The 21,331-nt window shown below is 68.9% G+C and carries 17 protein-coding genes; 11 read left to right on the top strand and 6 right to left on the bottom strand.

Features of this window, described 5'->3' with window-relative positions:
- Nucleotides 1–23 precede the first annotated feature (23 nt).
- From ACT53Q_RS00170 to ACT53Q_RS00125, 10 genes are all read left to right on the top strand, one after another.
- A complete protein-coding gene (locus ACT53Q_RS00170) occupies nt 24–254 on the top strand; it encodes an MbtH family protein (protein WP_476184647.1) in 231 nt (76 codons plus the stop codon).
- Nucleotides 251–1,132 (top strand): alpha/beta fold hydrolase, encoded by an 882-nt coding sequence (locus ACT53Q_RS00165; protein WP_476184646.1) that lies wholly within the window; start codon nt 251–253, stop codon nt 1,130–1,132. Before ACT53Q_RS00170 ends, ACT53Q_RS00165 begins: the two co-directional genes overlap by 4 nt.
- Before the next feature lie 3 nt (nt 1,133–1,135).
- Nucleotides 1,136–2,236, top strand: coding sequence for a glycosyltransferase (locus ACT53Q_RS00160; protein WP_476184645.1), 1,101 nt, complete (start codon nt 1,136–1,138; stop codon nt 2,234–2,236).
- Nucleotides 2,237–2,266: 30 nt separating this feature from the next.
- The gene (locus ACT53Q_RS00155) at nt 2,267–3,259 is read left to right on the top strand and encodes a polysaccharide deacetylase family protein (RefSeq protein ID WP_476184644.1); all 993 of its coding nucleotides are present in this window, start codon (nt 2,267–2,269) and stop codon (nt 3,257–3,259) included.
- Nucleotides 3,256–3,942 carry an ABC transporter ATP-binding protein gene (locus ACT53Q_RS00150; protein WP_476184643.1) on the top strand — a complete coding sequence of 229 codons (687 nt, stop codon included), beginning with the start codon at nt 3,256–3,258 and terminating at the stop codon, nt 3,940–3,942. Before ACT53Q_RS00155 ends, ACT53Q_RS00150 begins: the two co-directional genes overlap by 4 nt.
- Before the next feature lie 10 nt (nt 3,943–3,952).
- Nucleotides 3,953–4,903: an aldo/keto reductase gene (locus ACT53Q_RS00145; protein ID WP_476184642.1), complete on the top strand. Its 951-nt coding sequence runs from the start codon at nt 3,953–3,955 to the stop codon at nt 4,901–4,903.
- A 128-nt stretch (nt 4,904–5,031) separates the two neighbouring features.
- Entirely contained in the window at nt 5,032–6,180 is a 1,149-nt protein-coding gene (locus ACT53Q_RS00140; protein ID WP_476184641.1) for an ABC transporter permease, read from the top strand.
- A gap of 10 nt (nt 6,181–6,190) precedes the next feature.
- Nucleotides 6,191–7,378 carry an ABC transporter permease gene (locus ACT53Q_RS00135; protein ID WP_476184640.1) on the top strand — a complete coding sequence of 396 codons (1,188 nt, stop codon included), beginning with the start codon at nt 6,191–6,193 and terminating at the stop codon, nt 7,376–7,378.
- A gap of 14 nt (nt 7,379–7,392) precedes the next feature.
- Complete coding sequence (locus tag ACT53Q_RS00130; protein ID WP_476184639.1) at nt 7,393–8,673, top strand: cupin-like domain-containing protein; 1,281 nt, start codon at nt 7,393–7,395, stop codon at nt 8,671–8,673.
- A gap of 102 nt (nt 8,674–8,775) precedes the next feature.
- Nucleotides 8,776–9,270 carry a DinB family protein gene (locus tag ACT53Q_RS00125; protein ID WP_476184638.1) on the top strand — a complete coding sequence of 165 codons (495 nt, stop codon included), beginning with the start codon at nt 8,776–8,778 and terminating at the stop codon, nt 9,268–9,270.
- 98 nt (nt 9,271–9,368) lie between these two features.
- On the opposite strand, the gene ACT53Q_RS00120 is transcribed toward ACT53Q_RS00125, so the two are convergent.
- From ACT53Q_RS00120 to ACT53Q_RS00100, 5 genes are all read right to left on the bottom strand, one after another.
- The gene (locus ACT53Q_RS00120; RefSeq protein ID WP_476184637.1) at nt 9,369–10,679 is read right to left on the bottom strand and encodes an amidohydrolase family protein; all 1,311 of its coding nucleotides are present in this window, start codon (nt 10,677–10,679) and stop codon (nt 9,369–9,371) included.
- A 172-nt stretch (nt 10,680–10,851) separates the two neighbouring features.
- Entirely contained in the window at nt 10,852–12,855 is a 2,004-nt protein-coding gene (locus ACT53Q_RS00115; RefSeq protein WP_476184636.1) for a carbamoyltransferase family protein, read from the bottom strand.
- 45 nt (nt 12,856–12,900) lie between these two features.
- Nucleotides 12,901–15,015: a hypothetical protein gene (locus tag ACT53Q_RS00110; protein WP_476184635.1), complete on the bottom strand. Its 2,115-nt coding sequence runs from the start codon at nt 15,013–15,015 to the stop codon at nt 12,901–12,903.
- A 69-nt stretch (nt 15,016–15,084) separates the two neighbouring features.
- The gene (locus ACT53Q_RS00105; RefSeq protein WP_476184634.1) at nt 15,085–17,208 is read right to left on the bottom strand and encodes a hypothetical protein; all 2,124 of its coding nucleotides are present in this window, start codon (nt 17,206–17,208) and stop codon (nt 15,085–15,087) included.
- Nucleotides 17,209–17,311: 103 nt separating this feature from the next.
- Nucleotides 17,312–18,115, bottom strand: coding sequence for a class I SAM-dependent methyltransferase (locus tag ACT53Q_RS00100; protein WP_476184633.1), 804 nt, complete (start codon nt 18,113–18,115; stop codon nt 17,312–17,314).
- 174 nt (nt 18,116–18,289) lie between these two features.
- Between ACT53Q_RS00100 and ACT53Q_RS00095 the strand changes: the two genes are divergently transcribed.
- Nucleotides 18,290–20,137, top strand: a complete 1,848-nt coding sequence (locus tag ACT53Q_RS00095; protein ID WP_476184632.1) for an ATP-binding cassette domain-containing protein — start codon at nt 18,290–18,292, stop codon at nt 20,135–20,137.
- A 12-nt stretch (nt 20,138–20,149) separates the two neighbouring features.
- Here the strand turns inward: ACT53Q_RS00095 and ACT53Q_RS00090 are convergent, their stop codons facing one another.
- Nucleotides 20,150–21,184: a zinc-dependent alcohol dehydrogenase family protein gene (locus tag ACT53Q_RS00090; RefSeq protein WP_476184631.1), complete on the bottom strand. Its 1,035-nt coding sequence runs from the start codon at nt 21,182–21,184 to the stop codon at nt 20,150–20,152.
- Nucleotides 21,185–21,331: the final 147 nt, after the last annotated feature.

Here is a 21,331-nt window from a genome sequence, read left to right as displayed (position 1 = left end):
CACACCCCACGTCAGAGGTGACGATGTCTGAGCATGAAGCTTCGCTGGACTTCATCGTCCTGATCAACGACGAAGAGCAGTACTCGCTCTGGTCCGAATCGAATCCCGTTCCCGCCGGCTGGCGCGTGGTGCACGGCCCGGCCGGCAGGCAGGCCTGCCTCGACTACGTCGATGCCGTGTGGAAGGACCTCACGCCGCGCAGCGTGCGGCTCGCGCGTTCGTCGTCCGCCGCCCCCGTCGACAAGCCGGAATGACCTCCGCATCCCTGCACATCGATGTCGACGACGGCATCGCGCTGCACGTGCGCACGTGGGGCGCGCGGCCGCCCGGGATGCTCCTCGTCCACGGTTTCAGCCATGGCGGTTTCGTCTGGCGTGGTCTCGCCGATGCGCTGGCCGATGCCATGCCCGACCTGGGCCTGGCCGCGGTCGATCTGCGCGGGCACGGCGATTCCGACCGCGATCGCCACGGGCGGTACGACATCGCGACCCACGTCGCCGATGTGACCGCGGTCGCGCGTGCACTCGATCTGCAGGACTGCGTGCTCGTCGGCCATTCGCTCGGCGCCTCGGTGGCGATCCTCGCCGCGGAGCGCCTGCCGCACCGGCCGCAGGCCGTCATCCTCGTGGATGGCGGCCCGGGCCTGAGCGCCGCGGCATCGGCGCACATCCGCGAGGAATTCCTGCAGCTGAAGTTCCGCTATCGATCGACGGACGAATATCGCGATCAACTGCAGGCCAGCATGCCCATGGCGGCGACGCCCGTGCTGGAGGCGATGGCCGCCGATGCGCTGGCACAGCTTGCACCCGGCGAATATCGCCTCAAGGCGGATCGCACGCTGGGCTACCAGGTGCACGATCCTTCGATCGACGCCGCACTGTGGCAGGCGCTGCAACGCATGCGCATCCCGCTGCTGGTGGTGCGCGGCGCGGCGTCCGCGCTGTGCACGAAGGCGTGGTGCGATGCGTTCTCGGCCCTCATGCCGCAGGCCGCGATCGAGACCGTGAACCGCGCGGGCCATGCAGTCATGCTCGACAACCCGACCCGCTTCAATGCGCTCGTCCTGCAATACCTGTCGCATTGGCAGGGCCTGCGCGATGTCCCGCGACTGCACGCCGGGAGCGCGGGCTGACCCATGCTCTGGCACGCCGTCATCACCCGTTTCAGTTACCGCCACACGACCGCGGCCGCCGGTCTCGACGGCGTGCTCGTCTCGGTGCTCAAGCGCGATCCGCTGCAGCCGGAGCGGCTGGCGTTCCGCTATTCCCTGTTCGAGCTGACCTGCCTGCCGTCGCTGCTGGCGCAGACGGAACAGGACTTCGACTGGTTCCTCATCGTCGACCGCGACCTGCCGCCGACGTGGCGCGAACGGCTGGAGGCCCTGGTCGCCGGGCGTCCGCGCACGCATCTGCATGTCTACGATCCGTCCGAAGACCTGACCGGGACGACGTGGCTCAAGCCCTATGCGCCGCCGCAGGCCACCCGGCTGCTGACCACGCTGCTGGACGACGACGATGCGCTGCCCGCGCACTTCATCGAGACGCTGCAGCGCGCGGCCGTCGAACACGCCGACACGCTGGCGCCGGTCGCCACGCTCGCCAGCCGCAAGGGCGTGCAATGGGAACTCGTGCACAGCCGGCGCGCGCCGCTCGGCTACACCTGCGCCTGGCATCGCGGCGGATGGATCCTGTCCACCGGGCTCTCGCTGCTGTGCCGATGGCCCACGCACCGACTGACGGTACTCGCCATCCATCACCAGATCGCCGACCTGTGGTTCCTGCCGGAGCGCGGCGAGGCGTTGATGCGGCTCCTGCAGGAACGCTGGTCGCTGCCCGACACGCATGCCGGCGAAGCCGCCGCCTTCATCGGCGGACGCATGGACGATTTCAGGCGGCGCGTCGAGAGCAGCAGCGATACGCCGGACGCGATCGACGACGCCCTCCGCTTCGTCGACATCAGCGATGGCGTCGAAGCGTTCGTCGTCAGCAACCATTTCGGCAACGACCAGGTGCTGCGCCTGTTCGAGCCCAAGCCCGATCGTGCGCCCGTGGCCGGACCGCAGGATTTCCCGGACGTGCCGCTGGATTTCGATCGTTTCCGGCGCAACGCGGCCGCCTTCGGCAAGCGGTCGCGCGTCTACCGCGAACTCGTGCGCGAATTGTGGTCGAAGCCCATCCCGCTGCGGCCGCGACTGCGCCTGATCGCCTGGGCCACCGGCCGTTACCGGCAAGCCTGAGGCCGCCACGATGCCATGGAGAGACTTTCGATGACCGATGCCCCTGCCGATGACGTGGCCGAAGACGTGCGTGCCGGTGAGCCGCTCGCCGGAAACGCCGTCATCCTGATGTACCACCGCATCGCCGACGACGGCACCGACCTGTGCGTGCCGCCGGCCGAATTCCGTGCGCACATGGCGCTGCTGCGCGAGGCGGGCTATCGCGTGCTGCCGCTGCCCGAACTGGCCGCTGCACTCGCGCGCGGCGACGCGCCGGAGAAGAGCGTCGCGATCACGCTGGACGACGGCTATCTCGATGCGCTGACGCATGCGGTGCCGATCCTGCAGGAATTCGACCACCCGGCGACCTTCTTCATCATCTCCTCCACGCTCGACGAAACCTCGGAATTCTGGTGGGAAGCGCTGGAGCGCGTGTTCGCCCACGACGGCTTGCCCGCCATGCTCGATGTCGCGCTGGCCGATGGCGCCGAGCCGATGCCCACGCGCACGCCGGACGAGATCCGCGCGGCGTTCGATGCCGTGCGGCGCACGTTCTACACGCTGCCGCTCGAAGGGCAGCGCGAACGCGTCGCGACGCTGCTGCGCTGGGCCGGGCTGCCGCCGGCGGAGGCGACGCGGGCGATCCGGCCGATGACGCCCGAGGAGATCCGCGCGCTGGATCGTCTGCCAGGCATGGAGATCGGCGCGCACACCGCGCACCACCTGCTGCTGCCGGCGCAGTCCGCGGCGACGAAGGAACACGAGATCGCACACTGCAAACAGCGACTGGAAACGCTGCTCGGGCATGCGGTGCAGTCGCTGTCGTATCCGCACGGCGCCTTCGACGCGGAGACGGTGGACGTGACGGGCAGGGCGGGCTTCACCGTCGCCGTCACCACCGGCAACCAGCCGGCCTGGCGGCGCAGCCATCCGCTGGTGCTGCCGCGCTGCGCGGTGCAGGCCGGGGACGATTTCGGCGCACGCCTGCAGGCGATGTTCGCGATGCCGCCGCAGCCCCATCATTTCGACAGGACCTTCGCATGAGCCTGGTATCGCTGCAGGGATTGAAGAAGACGTACGGACTCGGCCGGCAGGGCGTCGAAGTGCTGCACGGCGTGGATCTGGAGGTGGCGCAGGGCGAATTCCTCGCACTGATGGGGCCGTCCGGCTCCGGCAAGTCGACGCTGCTCAACATCATCGCGGGCCTCGACAAGCCGACCTCGGGCGAAGTCGTGGTCGCCGATGCGCGCATCGCCACCATGGGCGTGACCGAACTGGCGCACTGGCGCGCCCGCCACATCGGCTTCGTGTTCCAGCTCTATCACCTGCTGCCGATGCTGACCGCGGCGCAGAACGTGGAAGTGCCGCTGCTGCTGACCGGCCTGGGCAGCGCCCAGCGCCGGCAGCGGGTGCGCGCGGCGCTGTCGCTGGTGGGCCTGGCCGATCGCGACGACCACAAGCCGTCGCAGCTCTCGGGCGGACAGCAGCAGCGCGTGGCCATCGCCCGCGCGATCGTCACCGATGCACCGCTGCTGGTCTGCGACGAACCGACCGGCGACCTGGACCGCGCGAGCGCCGACGAGGTGCTCGACCTGCTGTCCGCGCTGAACCAGCACCAGGGCAAGACCATCGTGATGGTGACCCACGATCCGCAGGCAGCGGCGCGCGCGACGCGCCAGTTGCATCTCGACAAGGGGCGCGCGGTCGACGCCCCGGCGGTCCACTGAGGCATCGGGCATGCGCCACGTCTTCCTCGGCGGAACCGGCCTGAAAGTCTCCGAGCTGTGCCTCGGTGCGGCAGCGTTCGGGACGAGCACGCCCGCCGATGTCTCGCGGACGATCCTGGATCGCAGCGTCGATGCCGGCGTGAACTTCATCGACACCGCCGACGCGTCGCCGGAAAGCGAAACGCTGCTCGGCGACTGGTGCGACGGGCGCCGCCACGCGCTGGTGCTCTCGACCAAGGTGTTCCGGCCGACCGGCCCGGGCCCGAACGATGCCGGCCTGTCGCGCAAGCACATCGTGCAGGCCTGCGAGGCCTCGCTACGCCGGTTGAAGACCGACCACATCGACCTCTACCTCGCGCATTCGGATGATCTGCTCACGCCGATCGAGGAAACGCTGTCCGCCTTCGACCAGCTCGTGCGCCAGGGCAAGGTGCTGTACGTCGGCGCCTCGAACCACACCGCATGGCGCCTCAACGAGGCGCTGTGGATCGCGCTGACGCGCAATCTCGCCCGCTACTGCTGCGTGCAGGTGCACTACAACCTGCTGGCGCGCGACATCGAGGCCGAACTGCTGCCGATGTGCGTGCAGAAGCGGGTCGGCGTCGTCGCGTGGAGCCCGCTGGCGCGCGGCGCGCTGGCGAATGCCGACGCGGAGGTCGGGGCAGCGGACGCGGCGGAAGCGTCGCGCATCATGCGCATCCGATCGACGCTGGCCGAAGTGGCGGCGCAGGTCGCGCGCCCGATGGCGCAGGTCGCGCTGCGCTGGACGCTGGATCGCAGCGGCGTCGATGCGGTGGCGGTCGGGGCGTCGTCGCTCGCGCAGATCGAGGCGAACCTCGGCGTCACCGGCCTGCGGCTGGCGCCCGAACACCTCGCGATGCTCGACGCCGCGTCGATGCCGCACACGCCGTACCCGGCGCTGCTCGACCCCCACGTGCGCGCACTGCGATGCTCCGATTGAAGATGCTCCAATTGAAGATGCTTCGATTGAACCATGCACGGGCGACGCGAAGCGCCAGGCCCGTGCGAACCAGGACATGACCGGATGAAACGACGCTCCACACCATCGGCGAAGAGGACGCAGGGACCATGAACGACTGGCTGCTGATCTGGAAAGGGCTCTGGCGCAAGCCCGTGCGCACTTCGCTGACCTTCGCCTCGATGACGATCGCGTTCCTGCTGTTCGGATTGCTCAACGGCATCAACCAGGGCCTCGACCACGTCACCGAGCGGTTCCACCTCGACCGTCTCTACGTCATGAACAAGATCAGCATGTACCACCCGCTGATCGTGCCGTTCGCGCAGGAAGTGGAGAAGATGCCCGGCGTCGCGGACGTCGCGTACTGGGCCTACTTCGTCGGCTACTACCAGAAGCCGACCGTGCAGCTGCCGATCGTCGCGGCGGACGTGCCGCGCATGTTCCGCATGTATCCCGAACTGCGCCTGCCCGCCGACCAGCTGCAGGCGATGTCGCGGATCAAGACCGGCGCGGTGATCAGCGACCACCTGGCCAAGCGCTTCGGCTGGAAGATCGGCGACCGCGTGCCGGTGAAGTCGGCGATCTGGCCGCGCAAGGACGGCGGCGATGCGTGGTACTTCGACATCGTCGGCATCTACCAGCCGTCCGAGGCGTCGCCGGCGCTGAACGACCTGTTCTTCATCAACCTCGACCACTTCGACGAAGCGCGTGCGTTCGGCGCCGGCGCGGTGCACCTGATCATCGTCCGCGTCAAGGACAAGGCGCAGAGCGGTGCGATCGCGAAGACCATCGACCAGATGTCCGAGAACTCGCCGTTCCAGACCCGCACGCGCACCGAGAACGCCTACGCCGCCGTGCAATGGCGGCAGATCACCGACCTGCGCAAGATCAGCAACGTCATCGTGATCGCGGTGCTGTTCACGCTGTTCGTGGTCAGCGCCAGCACGATGATGCAGTCGGTGCGGCAGCGATTCTCCGAACTGGCGGTGCTGATGACGCTTGGCTTCACGCCCGCGCGCATCGCCGGATTGATCCTCGGCGAGGCGCTGCTGCTCTGCCTGCTGGCCGCGGCGGCCGGCTTCGCCTTGACCGCGGTGGCGTTCCCGTCCGTGGCCGCGTTGTTCGGCTCGATGCGCCTGCAGCCGGGCGGATTCGTCACCGGTCTGCTCATCGCGGTGGCGCTGGCGCTGGTCAGCGCGGCCCTGCCGATCGTCCGTGCGATGCGTTTCAGCATCGTCGGCGCGCTGTCCGGACGCTGAGGAGACGCCCATGCATGCATTCAAGCTGATCCTGTCCACGGCGGTCATGAACCTGCGCAACCTCGCGCGCAGGCGCCTCAACGCGCTGGTCATGTGCCTGAGCATCGCCGGCGTGGTGGCGGTGTTCTCCGGCGTGCTGGCGATGAACGCCGGCCTCGACGACGCGATGCGCGACGCCGGCCGGCCCGACCGCGCCGTCGTGCTGCGCGCCGGCTCCACCGTGGAGATCGCCAGCGCGATCTCGCGAGACGAGCTGGACATCATCCGCAACTCCACCACGGCGCGGAAAGGCGCCGACGGCGTGCCGCTGATCACCGGCGAGGCGGTCGCGCCGCTGACCCTGATCGAGAAGCGCAGCGGCATGGAGGTCAACGGCACGATCCGCGGCGTCGGCCCCGAGGTCATGGCGGTGCGGCCGGAGATCCGGATCGTCGCCGGCCGCATGTTCAACCCCGGCAAGTTCGAGCTCGTCGTCGGCCAGCAGGCGCTGCAGCAGTTCGAAGGGCTGAAGCTGGGCGGCGAGCTGTCCGCCTACAACACGAAGTGGAAGATCGTCGGCGTCTTCACGTCCGGCCGCAGCGTGCGCGAATCCGAACTGATGGCCGACGCCAGCGTCGTGATGGAGGTCAGCCAGCGACCGATGTTCCAGAACGTCACCGTCGTGCTGCCCGACGCCTCGAAGATGGACGCGTTCAAGAAGGCGATCGCCGCGAACCCCGGCATCGCGATGGACGTGTTCAGCGAATCGGAGTTCCTGCAGCGCGAGTCGCAGAGCCTCAACGGCCTGCTGGAATTCATGGCCTACGTCATGGGCGGGATCATGGCGCTCGGTGCGGTGTTCGTCGCGATCAACGCGATGTACGCCAGCGTCGACGACCGCCGCCGCGAGATCGCCACGCTGCGGGCGCTCGGGTTCCCGTCGACGGTGGTCGTCGCATCGATCGTCGTGGAGTCGGCGCTGCTGGCGCTCGGCGGCGGCGCGGTGGGCGCACTGGTGGCGTGGATGGTCGCCAACGGCAGCACGGTGAGCACGGCGGTGGGCGGCGATCTCCGCCAGCTGGTGTTCGACGTGGCGATGACGCCGGCGGTGGTGTTGAAGGGGTTGGGGGCGGCGCTGGCGATCGGGATCTTCGGGGGCGCGATCCCGGCCGTGCGTTCGATCAGGAGTCAGATCGTCGACGATCTGCGGGCCATCTGAAAACGGGAAACGACATGACAGCGAAAGCAATCGCGAGAATCTCCAGGCCGGAACCGGAGAAGTTCCTGCGCGAGTACGTGGAAACCGGTACGCCGGTCATCATCACCGGCCTGTTCGAGGGGCAGCCGATCGACCGCATCCGCACGCGGGAAGACGCGAGCGCCGCCTTCGGCAAGGTGCCGCTGAACGTGCAGACGGAATACACGGTCGCGGCGGAATCGCCGGAGAGCGCCGTCGAGACGACGATGACGTTCGACGAGTACTGGGCGCACGTCGATGCCCATCCGGACACATCGCTGCTGTGCACCGAGTACGAGATCCCGCCGAGCATCATGCGGATGTTCCGGCTGCCCGACTTCTGCCTCGCGGACGACCTGGACGTGCCGGAGGTCCTCGGCCTGCCGCGCAAGTACGGGGACCACGACCTCTACCTCAACATCTTCGTCGCCAACAGCGGCAACCGGGCGCACCTGCATTTCGACGGCGACCACCGGCAGGTGCTGCTGCACCAGATGTTCGGCCGCAAGGAAGTGATCCTGTTCAATCCCGACGCCTGCCTCCACCTGCGGACCACGACGGCCTCGCCGTGGACGCCGGGCATCTACCTGGAGCGGATGTCGCCGCAGGAGCGGCTGGATTTCGTCGCCGAAGTGGGCGGCTACCACGCGGTGCTGGAGCCGGGCGAGACGATCTACATGCCGGCGCTGATCTGGCATTACCTCGGCTACATCGACGACGCGATGTCGTTCAACCTGCGCTTCAAGCGCAATCGCTACGGCCGCTTCCTCTGCGTCGACAACGTGCACCGGGATTCGTACATCCAGAACCTCGGCTGGAAGCTGGCGGGATCACGCGGCGAGAACGTCTACACCCGGGCGATGCCGGAGATCGAGGCGGAATACGTGCGACCGGCGGACTCGCTGCGCGACAAGGTCGCCGGCATGCGCTCGGTGCTGCGCCGCGTCTGCGAGCGCGTGATGCCCGAAGCGCAGCCGTCGCGGTTCTGTCCGCCGCACCTGGAAAACCAGGAGGTGGACAAGATCATCGCGGACATCGGCCAGACGGCACGCTACGTCGCGCCCGACCTCGCGGCCCGCGCCCGGCCGGTCGGCCCCATCACCGACGTCCAGAAGCAGACGATCGGACGCATCGCGAGCCGGCTCGGCTACTCCGATGACCTGCTGCTGCACCTGATGTGGAATCGGCTCGGCAAGACCGACCTCGACAGCCTCAGCAAGATCGACGCCGTGCAGTTCATGGTCTACCTGCGCTCGCCCGGCGCGACGCTGGTCTGACCGTCCGCGCCGCGTCGTCCGCGTCATCTGATCCCACGCATCCCTCGATTTCGCTGATCCTGTTCACGAATCCTGGTTTCTCCCAAGACTGGAGCCCTACGCATGCGAGCCGATATCCAGAGCGCCCTGAACACGTGGGAACGCGAGTACAACACGACCCTCGAGGTCTTCGCGGCCATCCCCGAGGGCCGCAACGAGCAAACCATCGTTCCCGGCAAGGGATGGAAACTGGGCGAACTGGCCTGGCACATCTGCATCAGCGAGCGCTGGTTCTGCGCGGAGATCATGGGCGCGAAGCCCGAGGGCGAGAATCCGGTGCCGTCCAACCGGCAGCCGGAGAGCATCGCCGAGATGACGGATGCCTTCCGCACATCCCACACGGCCTTGATGGACATCGTCGCGTCGAAGGACGAGGCCTGGGTCGACGAGAGCGTGAACTTCTACGGCAAGCCGTGGACGCGCATGGATCTGCTGCACCTGATGTTCCGCCACGAGGTGCACCATCGCGGCCAGCTCAGCATGCTGATGATGGTGGCGGGCGGGCAGCCGCCGACGATCTACGGCGCCCCGGGCATCAACATCGAGGATGCGGGCTGACCGCGAAACGCAATGCCCCGCCATCTCGGCGGGGCGGGGCACCGGGCACCGGCGGGTGCCCGGGCTGACGGATCGGGACCGTCGCCGGCCGCGGCCGCTCAGGAATCGAGCGACCAGCGCATGTTGCGGGCGAAACCGCCGTAGGTGTTGACCCAGCCGTTGGTGAAATCGTGCTCGTTGAACGGCGACGGGCCCGCGGGTGCTTCGTCGCCGACCAGCGCGCCTTCGGGCGGCCCGATCCGCGACACCAGCGGCGCGATCACGTCGGGATCGAACCCGTAGAAGCGCATGGCGTTCTCGCCGACCAGCTTGCGGCGGTCGCCATCGTCCAGCGTCGCGAACGCCTGCCGGATCTCCTTCCACGAGTTCGGCCAGCCGCCCTCGACGTGCGGATAGTCGGCGCCCCACATGATGTTGTCGATGCCGATCCGGCGGATCTGCTGGACCTCGTCGTAGGTCGCGGCGGTGGCGGCGGCGGCGCAGTTGCGCGCCCAGGCCTCCTTCGGGGACAGCGCCAGCCACTTCTTCGGCGCATGCCCCATCCGCAGCCAGTCGTTGTGGTAGACGTGCTCCAGCATCTCGATGTGGTTGGGCAACCAGTCGATGCCCTGCTCGGTGTAGACGAAACGCAGGTTGGGGTGGCGCACGAACACGCCGCCGAAGATCAGCTGGGCGAGGATGCGCCGGCGGAAGAAGCCGAGTTCGAGGATCGCCAGCGTCTGCGAGGCGATGCCGTTGCCATAGATCTTCGGCGGATCGCCGCCGTGCGTATGCACCGCCATGCCGAGTTCGGCGCACACTGCCCACAGCGGATCGAACACGCTCTCGTGGTAGAGCGGATAGGTTTCGTCCGGCGGCGGCAGCACGATGCCGCGAAGACCGGCCGCGTAGGCCGAGCGCACGTCGGACACGGCCTGCCAGATGTCGAACGGCATGATCATCGCGACGCCCTGCAGGCGCCCGCCGCTGGACGCGCAGAACTCGGCCAGCCAGCGGTTGTAGGCGCGCGCACCGGCGACGCGCAGCTCGGCATCGCCCGCCCACTTCGGATCGCCGAAGAACCCGCCGAAGGGGAAGGTATTGAAGCCTTGGCCGTCCGGGAACAGCACTTCGCCGGCGATGCCTTCGGCATCCAGTTCCTTCAGGCGCACCGAGATGTCCCAGGCGCCGCGGATGCGTTCCTGCATCTCGGTGTTGTCGGGGTTCGAGTAGCGGTGCATGTGCGCCTTGTACATCAGCGGCACGTCGGCGACGTTCCTGCCGGCATTGACGAAGTGCTTGCGCATCTCGGCCAGTTGCTCCAGCTCTTCGTCGAACGCGGCGTGGTACTTGCGCTCCAGATAGTCGCGGTAGCCCGCGGCCGGCAGGCCTGCATGACCGTCCACGGAAATGAGGGTGTAGGGTTTCATCGCGGGCACCTCCTGGTCATCGGGTCCACGGATCCGCCATGGCGATCCGTCTGCATCGTGCGGTTCCGACCGCTGCGGCACCGCGGTATCGGTACCGTTATCGGCAAAGGCATCGGCGGCAGCCGCGCATGCCGCGGGGCGGCCGCAGGGAAGGCCATGCACTCTATCAGGTTCACGGCGTCGGCTCCGCGACGACGGGCGTGCGCGACGGACGCATCACCAGGAAACGTTCCGCCCACAGCGCGTCCATGACCGGCATGGCCTCGTCCAGCGGCACGCCGGCCGTCGCGGCCAGCGCCGCGATCGAGGCACGGCCGTCCATCGCCCGCAGCATGGCGTGGATCCCCGCATCCAGCGGCTTCGCGGCGTGGCCGTTCCATTCCGAGCGGCGCAGTTCGAAGCGATCGTGGAAACGACCGTCCGCCTCGCGCCGACGCGTGGCGACGAGGCGCGCGTTGTCGGCGAGGCCGGGCACGAGCGAGGAACGGTCGCCGCCGTCCTTCCGGCGCAGGATGAAATCCCCCACCACCAGCGCGTTCAGGCCGGTGGTGAGGAAGCAGGCGATGGCGTCCTCGATCGAGTCGACGATCGGCTCCACGTTGTTGTTGAAGGACGTGTTGAGCACCACGGGCACGCCGGTGCGGCGGCCGAACGCGTCGATCAGGCGCCAGAACCGCGGATTCGCGTCGCGCGAGACGGTCTGCACGCGGGCGCTGCCGTCGACGTGGGTCACCGCGCCGAGCAGCTCGCGCTTCTCGGGCCGCACGTACAGGACGAACGACATGAACGGGAATTCGGTCCTGCCGTCGGGCAGTTCGAAATGGTCGGCCGCGGCTTCCTCCAGCACCGCCGGCGCGAACGGGCGGAACGACTCGCGGGTCTTGACCATGCGGTTGATCAGTCCCTTGAACGCCGCCGGGCGCGGATCGGCCAGGATGCTGCGATGGCCCAGCGCCCGCGGCCCGAATTCCGAGCGGCCCTGCACCCAGCCGACCACTTCGCCCGCGGCCAGCAGCGCCGCGGTGTCCTCCTCGATCCCGGCGCTGTGCACGATGTCGAGCACGTCCGACCACGCGCGCAGCCGGCTTTCGACGTCGTCGCGGCCGCCGATGTCCGATCCCCAGCAGACGCTGCGCAGGCGCTGCGGCGTGCCGGGGCCGGCGATCGAACGGTGGACGACGAGCGCGGCGCCGAGCGCATTGCCGCCGTCGTGCGAAGCGGGGTGCACGAAGACGTCGTCGAACAGACCGGAGCGCAGGATGTTCCCGTTCATGGTGCAGTTGTGGGCGACGCCGCCGCTCAGGCAGAGCCGGCGCAGCCCCGTGGCGGCGCGGAAATGCCGCAGCGCATGCATCACCGCCCGTTCGAGGGTTTCCTGCAGGGCGGCGGCGAAGTCCATGTGGATCTGCACGATGGGCTCGGCCTTGCGGCGCGGGACCAGCGTGGCGTGGAACTCGTCGAGCAGGTGCGGATGCAGGCGCCAGTGACCGTCGGGCAGCAGTTCGCACATGCGCGCGAAATCGGCCCGGAAGCGCGCCGGATCGCCGTAGGGGGCCAGGCCCATGACCTTGTACTCGTCGAACAGCCGGTAGCCCAGGAAGCCGATCGCGTCGAGGTAGAAATGGCCGAGCGAGTCGCGGATCGACATGCTGCGCAGCAGATCGAGCCCCTCCGCGCGGCCTGCCAGCGCCAGGCCCGATTCGGCGTCGCCCTGGCCATCGATGGTCATCACCAGCGCGTCTTCGAAGCCGGACATCGCGAAGGTCGCGGTGGCGTGGGCGATGTGGTGCGGGACGAACCGGACCCGGTCGCGCGGCACGTCCACCCCGAGGTGTTCGCGCCACTGCGCGCGCAGGGCGTCGACGATGTCCATCGGATGCGTCGCCGTCGGGTCTTCGCGGTACAGCCTGCGCAGCAGCCGTTCGGCGGATTCGGGCCGGTAGGGGATCGCGACGAAGTCGACATCGCCCAGCCCGATTCCCGCCTCCGCCAGCACGAAGCGGGTCGCGCGCAGGGGCGCGGCATACGAATGCTTGATCCGGTTGAGCCGCTCTTCCTCGATCGCGGCGACGACGTCGCCGTCCTTGATCAGCACCGCGGCGCCATCATGGGTCTGGGTGGGCGAATCGTCCTCGAACTCCGTGCCGAAGCCGCCGTAATAACCGAGTATCCGCATCAGTCTTGTCCTCCATGGTGAAACGATGTCCGTGGCGTGGATGCATCAGTCGCGCGAAGGTCGGGACGGCGTGCGCGGCGCCGCCACCGTCTGGCTCCACCACCAGGCAACGAAGGGGGCGATGAACCACAGCACGGCGAAGGGGAGGGCGCTCCACAGGGCCTGCGGATTGACCCGCACGACGAGCGCGACCACGGCGATCGCGAAGACCGGCGAGAACCAGAGCAATCGCAGGTACTGCGGGAACGTGAGCCCCTGCTGCGTCGACACCAGGATCGATGCCGTCCATTCGAGCAGTTTCCGGTGCGACACCCACATGCGGTAGCTGGCGCGGACGATCGCGTCGAGCGCGTTCCGGGCATGGTCCACCGCGAAGATGAAGGTGGCCGCGCGCATCGACAGCGAGGCCCACAACCCGCGCAGCATCGATCGCAGGTCGCCGGACAGCAGCATCACGATGGCGCCGATGAACAGACCGACGAAGGCGGGGATCCAGGCGATCGCCAGCAGGTTCAGCGTCCATGCGCCGGGCCGGCCCGACGTGGCCCAGCCGGCGACGAAACACACCAGCGCCGCGACCGGGAACATCACGCGCATGAGGTTCTGGAACAGCTTCCAGCGACCGAACAGCGACAGCGTGTTCTTCACGCGCTGGCCCGAGGCGTCGCGGATCCACGGCAGCAGCCACGGGATCAGCTGCCAGTCGCCGCGCTGCCAGCGATGGGTACGCCGCGCGGCGGCGTAGAACGTGGGGACGAAGGTCTCGTCGAGGGTCAGGTCGCCGACCATCGCCGCACGCACCAGCGCGCCTTCGAGGATGTCGTGGCTGAGGATGGTGTTTTCCGCGATCAGGCCGCGCGTCAGGCGATGGAACAGGTGGGCGTCGTACATGCCCTTGCCGACGTAGCAGCTCTGGCCGAACACGTCCTGGTCGACGTCGACGACGGGTTTGTCGTCGTCCTGCCCGCGCGAGGTCTCGATCTCCACGGTCGTGTGGAACAGCATCTCGAGCCGGGTCGGCGCCTCTTCGCCGGGCAGGCTGATGCGCGAGCGCGGCAGCATGATGACGTAACCCGCCACGACGCGCCGGCCGCTGTCGTCGAGCACCGGACGGTTGAGCGGATGCGCGAGCGCGCCGGCCAGTTGCCGGATGGCGCCGGGCGAGAGGTCCGCATTGTCGTCGTCCAGCGTCAGCACGTAGCGCGCGCCGTCGACGACGCCGAGATCGCCGTGCATCGTCGCGAACGGCGACGCCTCGCCGGCGAGGAACGCGTTGAGCTCTTCCAGCTTGCCGCGCTTGCGCTCCCAGCCGATCCAGCGACCTTCGGCGGGATTCCAGCGACGCGGCCGGTGCAGCAGCGCGAAGCCGCCGCCGTGGCGCGCATTCAGCGCATCGATCTGCGCACGCGCGGCGTCGAGCAGCGCCGCATCGCCGTCCGCGTGTTCGGCATCGGCATCGACGAAGTCGGAGAGCATCGCGTAGCCCGCGCCGGCCTCCACGTTGCGCGCGCGCAGGCGTTCCAGCGTGCGCGCCAGCCGTTCGATGCCGACCTGCGAGGTGAGCAGGCAGGGGATCACCACCAGCGTCTTCGCCGAAGCGGGGATGCCTGCGCCGAAATCGAGCCGGGGCATCCGGCGCGGCACCAGCGACAGGTGGAGGATCATGTTGAACCAGCCGGGGATGATGCCGCCGACGTACAGCGTGACCGCCAGCGCCAGCAGCGCCTGGCCGGGCCACGGCAGGCGGATGTCGAACCAGCGGACAGACAGCACGCCGTACAGCGCACAGAGCGCATAGGTCAGGCCGCAGTACGCCAGCAGCAGGCCATCGGACGTGCGCACGCGCAGTTTCTCGCGCCAGTGCAACCGCAGTTGCAGGGCCGCGGCGAGATCGACGACGCCGGCGTCGGTCAGGTAGTAACCGACATGGGCACGGCGATCGTCGGGACCGTGGCGGTCGCAGGCGGTCGTCGCGAGCGCGAGCACCGTGCGCGCGATGTCTTCACCGGATCGTCGCGCCCGTGCGGCCCATGCCTGCACGCGATCGCGATAGTCGTCGCGCGATCCCGCGTCCATGCGCCCGAAGGCGCGGGCGGGATCCGCGTGGAGGAGGGCGTCGACCGTGTCGACCGCTTCCATCGCAGAACCCTCAGTCGCCATCGCATTCCTCCGGTGCCGGGCTCGATGCCGCCGGGACGGGGAACCGGCATGCGGGTGGGCGCCTCGCCATCACGGCTGGGAAGGCTGCGCGGAATAGGCGTCTTCGCCGGATTTCTGGCTCCACCACCAGGCCAGCCACGGCGCCAGGGACCAGAGCACGACGAACGGGATCGCGCTCGTGATCGCCGGCGGATTCACCCTGGCGACGAGCAGGAACACCGCGATCGCGAAGACGGGCGAGAACCACATCAGCCGCACGTACTGCCACAGCGTGAGCCCGCGCTGCGAGGTGTCCATGATCGAGGCCGTCCACTCCAGCATCTTCCGGTGCGAGACCCACATCCGCCAGCTCGAGCGCAGGACGGCGTCGAGCGCGACGCGGGCATGGTGCACGCCGAAGATGAAGCCGCCGAGGCGCATGGACAGCGCGGCTCCCATGCCGCGCAGCATCGACGCGAAATTCCTCGAAAGCAGGCTGCGGATCGCACCCAGCAGCAACCCGAAGAGAGACGGCAGCCAGACGATCGCCAGCAGGCTGAGCGTCCACGGGCCGGGCCGCCCCGACGTGGCCCAACCCGCCACGAAACACAGGATGGCCGACACCGGGAACAGCAGCCGCATGATGTTCTGCACCAGTTTCCAGCGCCCGAACAGCGACACGGTGTTCTCGACGCGGACGCCGGCGGCGTTGCGGATCTTCGGGAACAGCCACGGGATCTGCTGCCAGTCGCCGCGCTGCCAGCGATGCGTGCGCTTGGTGGCGGCCAGGAACGTCGGCGCGAAGGTCTCGTCCAGCAGCACGTCGCTGACCAGGCCGGCACGAAGCAGGCCGCTTTCCAGCACGTCGTGGTTGAGGATGGTGTTCTCGGCGATGAGCCCGCGGGTGAGGCGGTGGAACATCGCGGCGTCGTACATGCCTTTGCCGAGGTAGACCGTCTCGCCGAAGACGTCCTGGTCGACGTCGACGATCGGCTCGGGCGAGTAGTGCTCGCCCGCGGTCTCGATGTCGATCGTCGACTGGAAGAGCTGCTCCATCCGGCTCGCTTCGTCGTCGTCCGGCAGGCTGATCCGGAATCGCGGCAGCATGATCACGAAGCCGGCCACGACCCGCTTGCCGCCGGCGTCGAGCACCGGGCGATGCAGCGGATGCGCCATCGCACCGGCGAGCGCCGCGATGGCGCCTGGCGAGAGATTGGCGTTGTCGTCGTCCAGCGTCAGCACGTAGCGCGCGCCGTCGACGACAGCGAGGTCGCCGTGCATCGTCGTGAAGGGCGACGCCTCGCCGGCGAGGAACGCGTTGAGCTCTTCGAGCTTGCCGCGCTTGCGCTCCCAGCCGATCCAGCGACCTTCGGAAGGATTCCAGCGGCGCGGCCGGTGCAGCAGCGCGAAGCCGCCGCCGTGGCGCTCGTTGAGCGCGGAAATCTCCGCACGCGCATGTCCGAGCAGCGCGTCGTCGCCTTCGGCGGTCTCGGCATCGGCGTCGACGAAGTCGGACAGCATCGCGAAGCCGACGCCGGTGCGCACGCTGCCCAGGTAGAGGCGTTCCAGCGTGCGCGCGAGCTTGAGCGTGCCTTCGCGCGACGTGAGCAGGCAGGGGATGACGACCAGCGTCTTCGCCGAATCGGGAATGCCCTGGCGGAAGTCGAGCCGCGGCACCCAGCGCGGCGCCAGCGCGCGCGAGATGACCATGTTGAACCAGCCCGGGATGATGCCGCTCAGGAACAGCGCCACCGCGAGTCCCAGCAAGGCCTGGCCCGGCCACGGCATGCGGATGTCGAACAGCAGGACCGCCGCCACGCCGGCGCCGAGGCAGAGGAAGCCCGCCAGCGCGCAATACGCGAACACCAGCGTGCCCTGTCGCTGCAGGCGCAGGGCTTCGCGCCAGGTCGTCTTCGTCTTCAGGGCACGGGCAAGGTCCGCGATGCCGTCGTCGACGAGGAAATAGCCCACGTGCGCGCGTCGGTCGGACAGGCCGTGGCGCTCGCCAGCCTGCGTCGCGAGATCGACCACGAGCCGCGCGACCTCCGGTGCGTCGCGCCGCGCGCGTGCGGCCCACATGCGCACACGGTCGCGGTAATCCTGGCGGGAACGTGCATCCATGCATGCGAACGCCTGCATCGGGTCCTGCAGCAGGATCGCATCGACCTCGTCCGCCGATGCGGCAGGAGCGGTGGCGGGAACATCGGATTGCATCGTGTCTCCATGATCAGGACGGGCGTCCCGAACGACGCCCGGGCGCCATGCATCCATGCCATGCACGACGCCGGGACAGCACGCCCCGGGATTCAACGCGTGGTCAATCGCCTGCCTTGCGCGCGCAGGCGAGCACGTATCCGCGGATGAAGCGCGCCAGGTATTCAGGATTGAAGAAGATCGGCCCCTCGCGTCGCGAGGGTGGAATGGCCGAGACCTGGCCGGCGGCCGCGTGGCTCGCCTTGAACTGCCGCACCGAACGCAGGAACGGCTTCCAGCACGCGTCGGTCGCATCGACGACCGTCACCTCCGCGAAACCGGCGCCGACGAGCGCGGGTTCGTACGCGGCCGGCGAGGTCATGGCATTGGCGTCGGGGATGTGCGTGCGTTTCGCCGTGGTCGGCGAGAGCCCGGACATCAGGATGTCGGACAGCACCAGCCTGCCGCCGGGCTTGAGCACGCGCAGCGCTTCGCGCAGGAAGGCCTCGCGGGTGTCGAAGTGGAACGCCGCCTCGACGCAGAGGATGTTGTCGAACGACGCGTCGGGGAAATCCAGCCGGGTCGCGTCCATCACCCGGAAATCGCAGCCCGGCGCATTCCGGCGGGCGCGTTCCAGCTGGTGCCCGGACACGTTGATCGCCACGATGCGGTCCGCGGAGAAATGGCGCAGCAGATGGCGGGTGGACGCCCCCAGTCCGCAGGCCACGTCGAGGATGCGTCCGCCGCGTGCGTCGTCGGGAATGAACGCGAGCAGGCGTTCGACGAGCTGTTCGGAAGCCTGCGACTGTGCCTTCGTGTCCGGAGTCCAGAATCCGAAGTTGTAGAAGTCGCTGGAGCCGTAGTAGGCCTCGATCACGGCGCCTTGCATGGCCGTGTCGTAGCCCTTGATCATGGCGCTCTGTGACACGCGCGTCTCCAACCTTAGACTAGTTCCGTTTCCGTCGCGGCCGGAGTATTGCATGGCCCCTTGCCCCCCACAAGGCGCGGTGCGGCAGACCTCAGGCGGAATCCGGAAGGTTGAGTTTTGGGGCTGCTCGACTACAGTGCGTTGCGGCATCCCGTCCCACATCGCTGGAAGCGCATGAATCCCGACGAGGCAAAGAAGGGCAGATCGGTCAGCCCGGTCCTGCTGCTCTACCGAGAACTCTGGCGGCAGGCACGCGGCAGGCGCACCACCCTGGTGAGCTCGATGCTGCTGCTGATCGGGGCGCAGCTGGTGCTGCTGCTGATCCCGTACCTGCTCGGCCGCGCTTTCAATGTCCTGCAGGCGAAGGGCGGTGCCGGCGCGGGGGAAGCGGCCCTCTGGCTCGTCGCCGTGCTCGCGGCCGCGCTCGGGAGCTGGCTGATCCATGCGCCCGGACGGATCCTCGAACGCAACATCGCGCTCGGCGTGCGTGCGCGCGTGGCGACCACGCTGACCCAGCGCCTGCTGTCGTTCCCGTTGTCGTGGCACGACCGCAACCATTCGGTGGCCACCGCGCAGCGGGTGCAGCAGAGCAGTGCGGCGCTGGGCAACTTCGCCGAAAGCCAGTTCGTGTACCTCAGCAGTGCGGTGCGGCTGGTCGGCCCGGTCGCCGCGCTCGTCGTCATCCATCCGCTGGTGGGCGGCATGGCGGCGCTGGGCCTGGTGGTGATCGCCACGTCCGTCGCGGGTTTCGATCGCGCGATCGTGCGGCTGGCGATCAGCACCAACGACGCGGACCGGCGCTACGGCGCTGTGCTGGCGGATGCGCTGGGCAACGCGACCACCGTGTTCGCCCTGCGCCAGGTGCGCCCCTTCGTCCACCTGCTCGGGCAACTGGTGGACGGCATCTTCGTGCCGCTGAAGCGGATGATCGTGCTCAACGAAGGCAAGTGGTTCGTGGTCGACATGGCGAGCCGCGTGCTGAGCGGCTGCCTGGTCGGCGTGTATGCCTGGCTCGTGCTGCGCCCGTCGTCGTCGGGCGGGCAGGGGCTGATGCTCGGCAGCCTCTACATGGTGTGGGAATACGCGGTGCAGGCCGGCGCCGTCGTGGCGTCGGTGGCCAGCAACTTCCAGCAGTTCGCCGGGCAATACGCCAACTACCAGAGCGCCGATCCCATCCGCCACGCCGAGGTCGACACGGAACTCGACGCGCCGATCGTCCCGCTGTCGTGGCAGCGCTGCGAAGTCCGCGACGTGGTGTTCCGCCATGTCGACGGCCGCGACGAAGCGCCCACGCTCGACCACATCCGGCTGTCGCTGCAGCGCGGCAAGCGTTACGCGCTGATCGGCAAGAGCGGCTCGGGCAAGAGCACGCTGATGCGCGTGCTCGCCGGCCTGTACGTCGCCGAAGGCATCGTCGTCGAAACCAGCGACGGCACGGTGGCGGACACGCCGCGCGCCGCGGCACGCCTCCTGCGCGGATCAACGACCATGATTCCGCAGGACGCGGAATTGTTCCAGGCGACCATCGCCGAGAATCTTTCGATGTGCGAGTCGCTGCACGGCCCGCCGGCGCCGGACACGCTGCCGCGCGCGCTGGAACTGGCGATGGTGACGGACTTCATGGCCGCCGACACCGATCCGCTGCAGGCGCAGATCGCGGAGAACGGCGCGAACTGGTCGGGCGGGCAGCGTGCGCGCGTGGCGCTGGCGCGGGGCATCCTCGCCGCGCACGGCAGTTCGCTGGTGCTGCTGGACGAACCGACCGCGAGCCTCGATGCGCGGACGGAAGCGGCGGTGTACCGCAATCTCTTCGCCGAATTCGCCGACACCTGCCTGGTCGCCTCGGTGCATCGCCTCGACCTGCTGCAGCACTTCGACGAAGTCCTGCTGATGGGCGACGGCCGGCTGGTGGCGCAGGGACCGGAATCGCTGCTGGCCGCGACCTCGCGCGAATACGCGGAACTGCGCGCGGCCACGCTGCAGCGCGAGTCGGCAGACACCGCCACGGCGACGCCGGCCTGAGGCCGGCCCGCCTCAGGGCGCGATCATCACCTTCAGCGCCCGCCGTTCCTGCATCGCGGCGTAGCCGTCGGGCACGCCGTCGAGGTCGGTGGTGCGGTCGAACACCCGCCCGGGCGCGATGCGGCCTTCGAGCACATCGGGCAGCAGTTCGTCGATGTAGGCGCGCGCCGGTGCCACGCCGCCGCCGATGGTGACGTTGCGCATGAAGGCGGGCATGGACGCGGGCAGGGTGCCGTCCTGCGGCACGCCGACGCGGCCGACGTGGCCGCCCGGGCGGGCGATGAGGATCGCCGTCGCCATCGATTCGCCATGCCCTGCGCATTCGAGCACCGAATGCACGCCGAAGCCGTTGGTGAGTTCGCGCACGCGCACGACCGCTTCCTCGCCGCGTTCGCCCACGACGTCCGTCGCGCCGAATTCGCGGCCCAGCGCGACGCGATCGGCATGGCGGCCGAGCAGGATGATGCGTTCGGCACCGAGCCGCCTGGCCGCGATCACACCGCACAGGCCGACCGCGCCATCGCCGACGACGGCCACCGTCTTCCCGGGCGCGACCTGCGCGGCGCGTGCGGCATGGTGGCCCGTGCCCATCACGTCGGACAGCGTCAGCAGCGACGCGAGCATCGCCTCGTCGGCCGTGGCGGCGACGGGGTAGAGCGTGCCGTCGGCCAGTGGCACGCGCACCGCTTCGGCCTGTGCGCCCGCGACCGGCCCCATCCCGAACAGCCCGCCCTGCACGCACGACGTGTGCAGGTGCGCGTCGCAGAAGGCGCAGGTCCCGTCGGAGAACGCGAACGGCATGATCACGACATCCCCGACCCGGAGCGTGCGGACCTCGCGGCCGATCGCCTCGACCACGCCGATCGCCTCGTGGCCGATCCGGAGCCCGGGCCCGTTCGGCGGCATCGACTGGTACGGCCACAGGTCGCTGCCGCAGATGCAACTGCGGAGGACGCGGATCACCGCGTCGGTGTCGTGGACGAGGGTCGCGTCCGGGACGTGCTCGATGCGGACGTCGCCCGCTCCGTGGAGGACTGTGGCGCGCATGGAACCTGCTCGAAGTCGATTCGGGGAAGCACAGGCTTACCACACTCGCGCGAGCTTCGCTGGAGCGTTCCCTGCCACGCATTGATTGCATTCGTTGACTGATCGGCGAGAATCGGCACTCCCGCCACGCCGCGGCGACGCGCTGGC

This window comes from Lysobacter sp. DMC97 (assembly GCF_056313745.1).
This window is presented reverse-complemented; position numbering and strand designations above follow the sequence as displayed.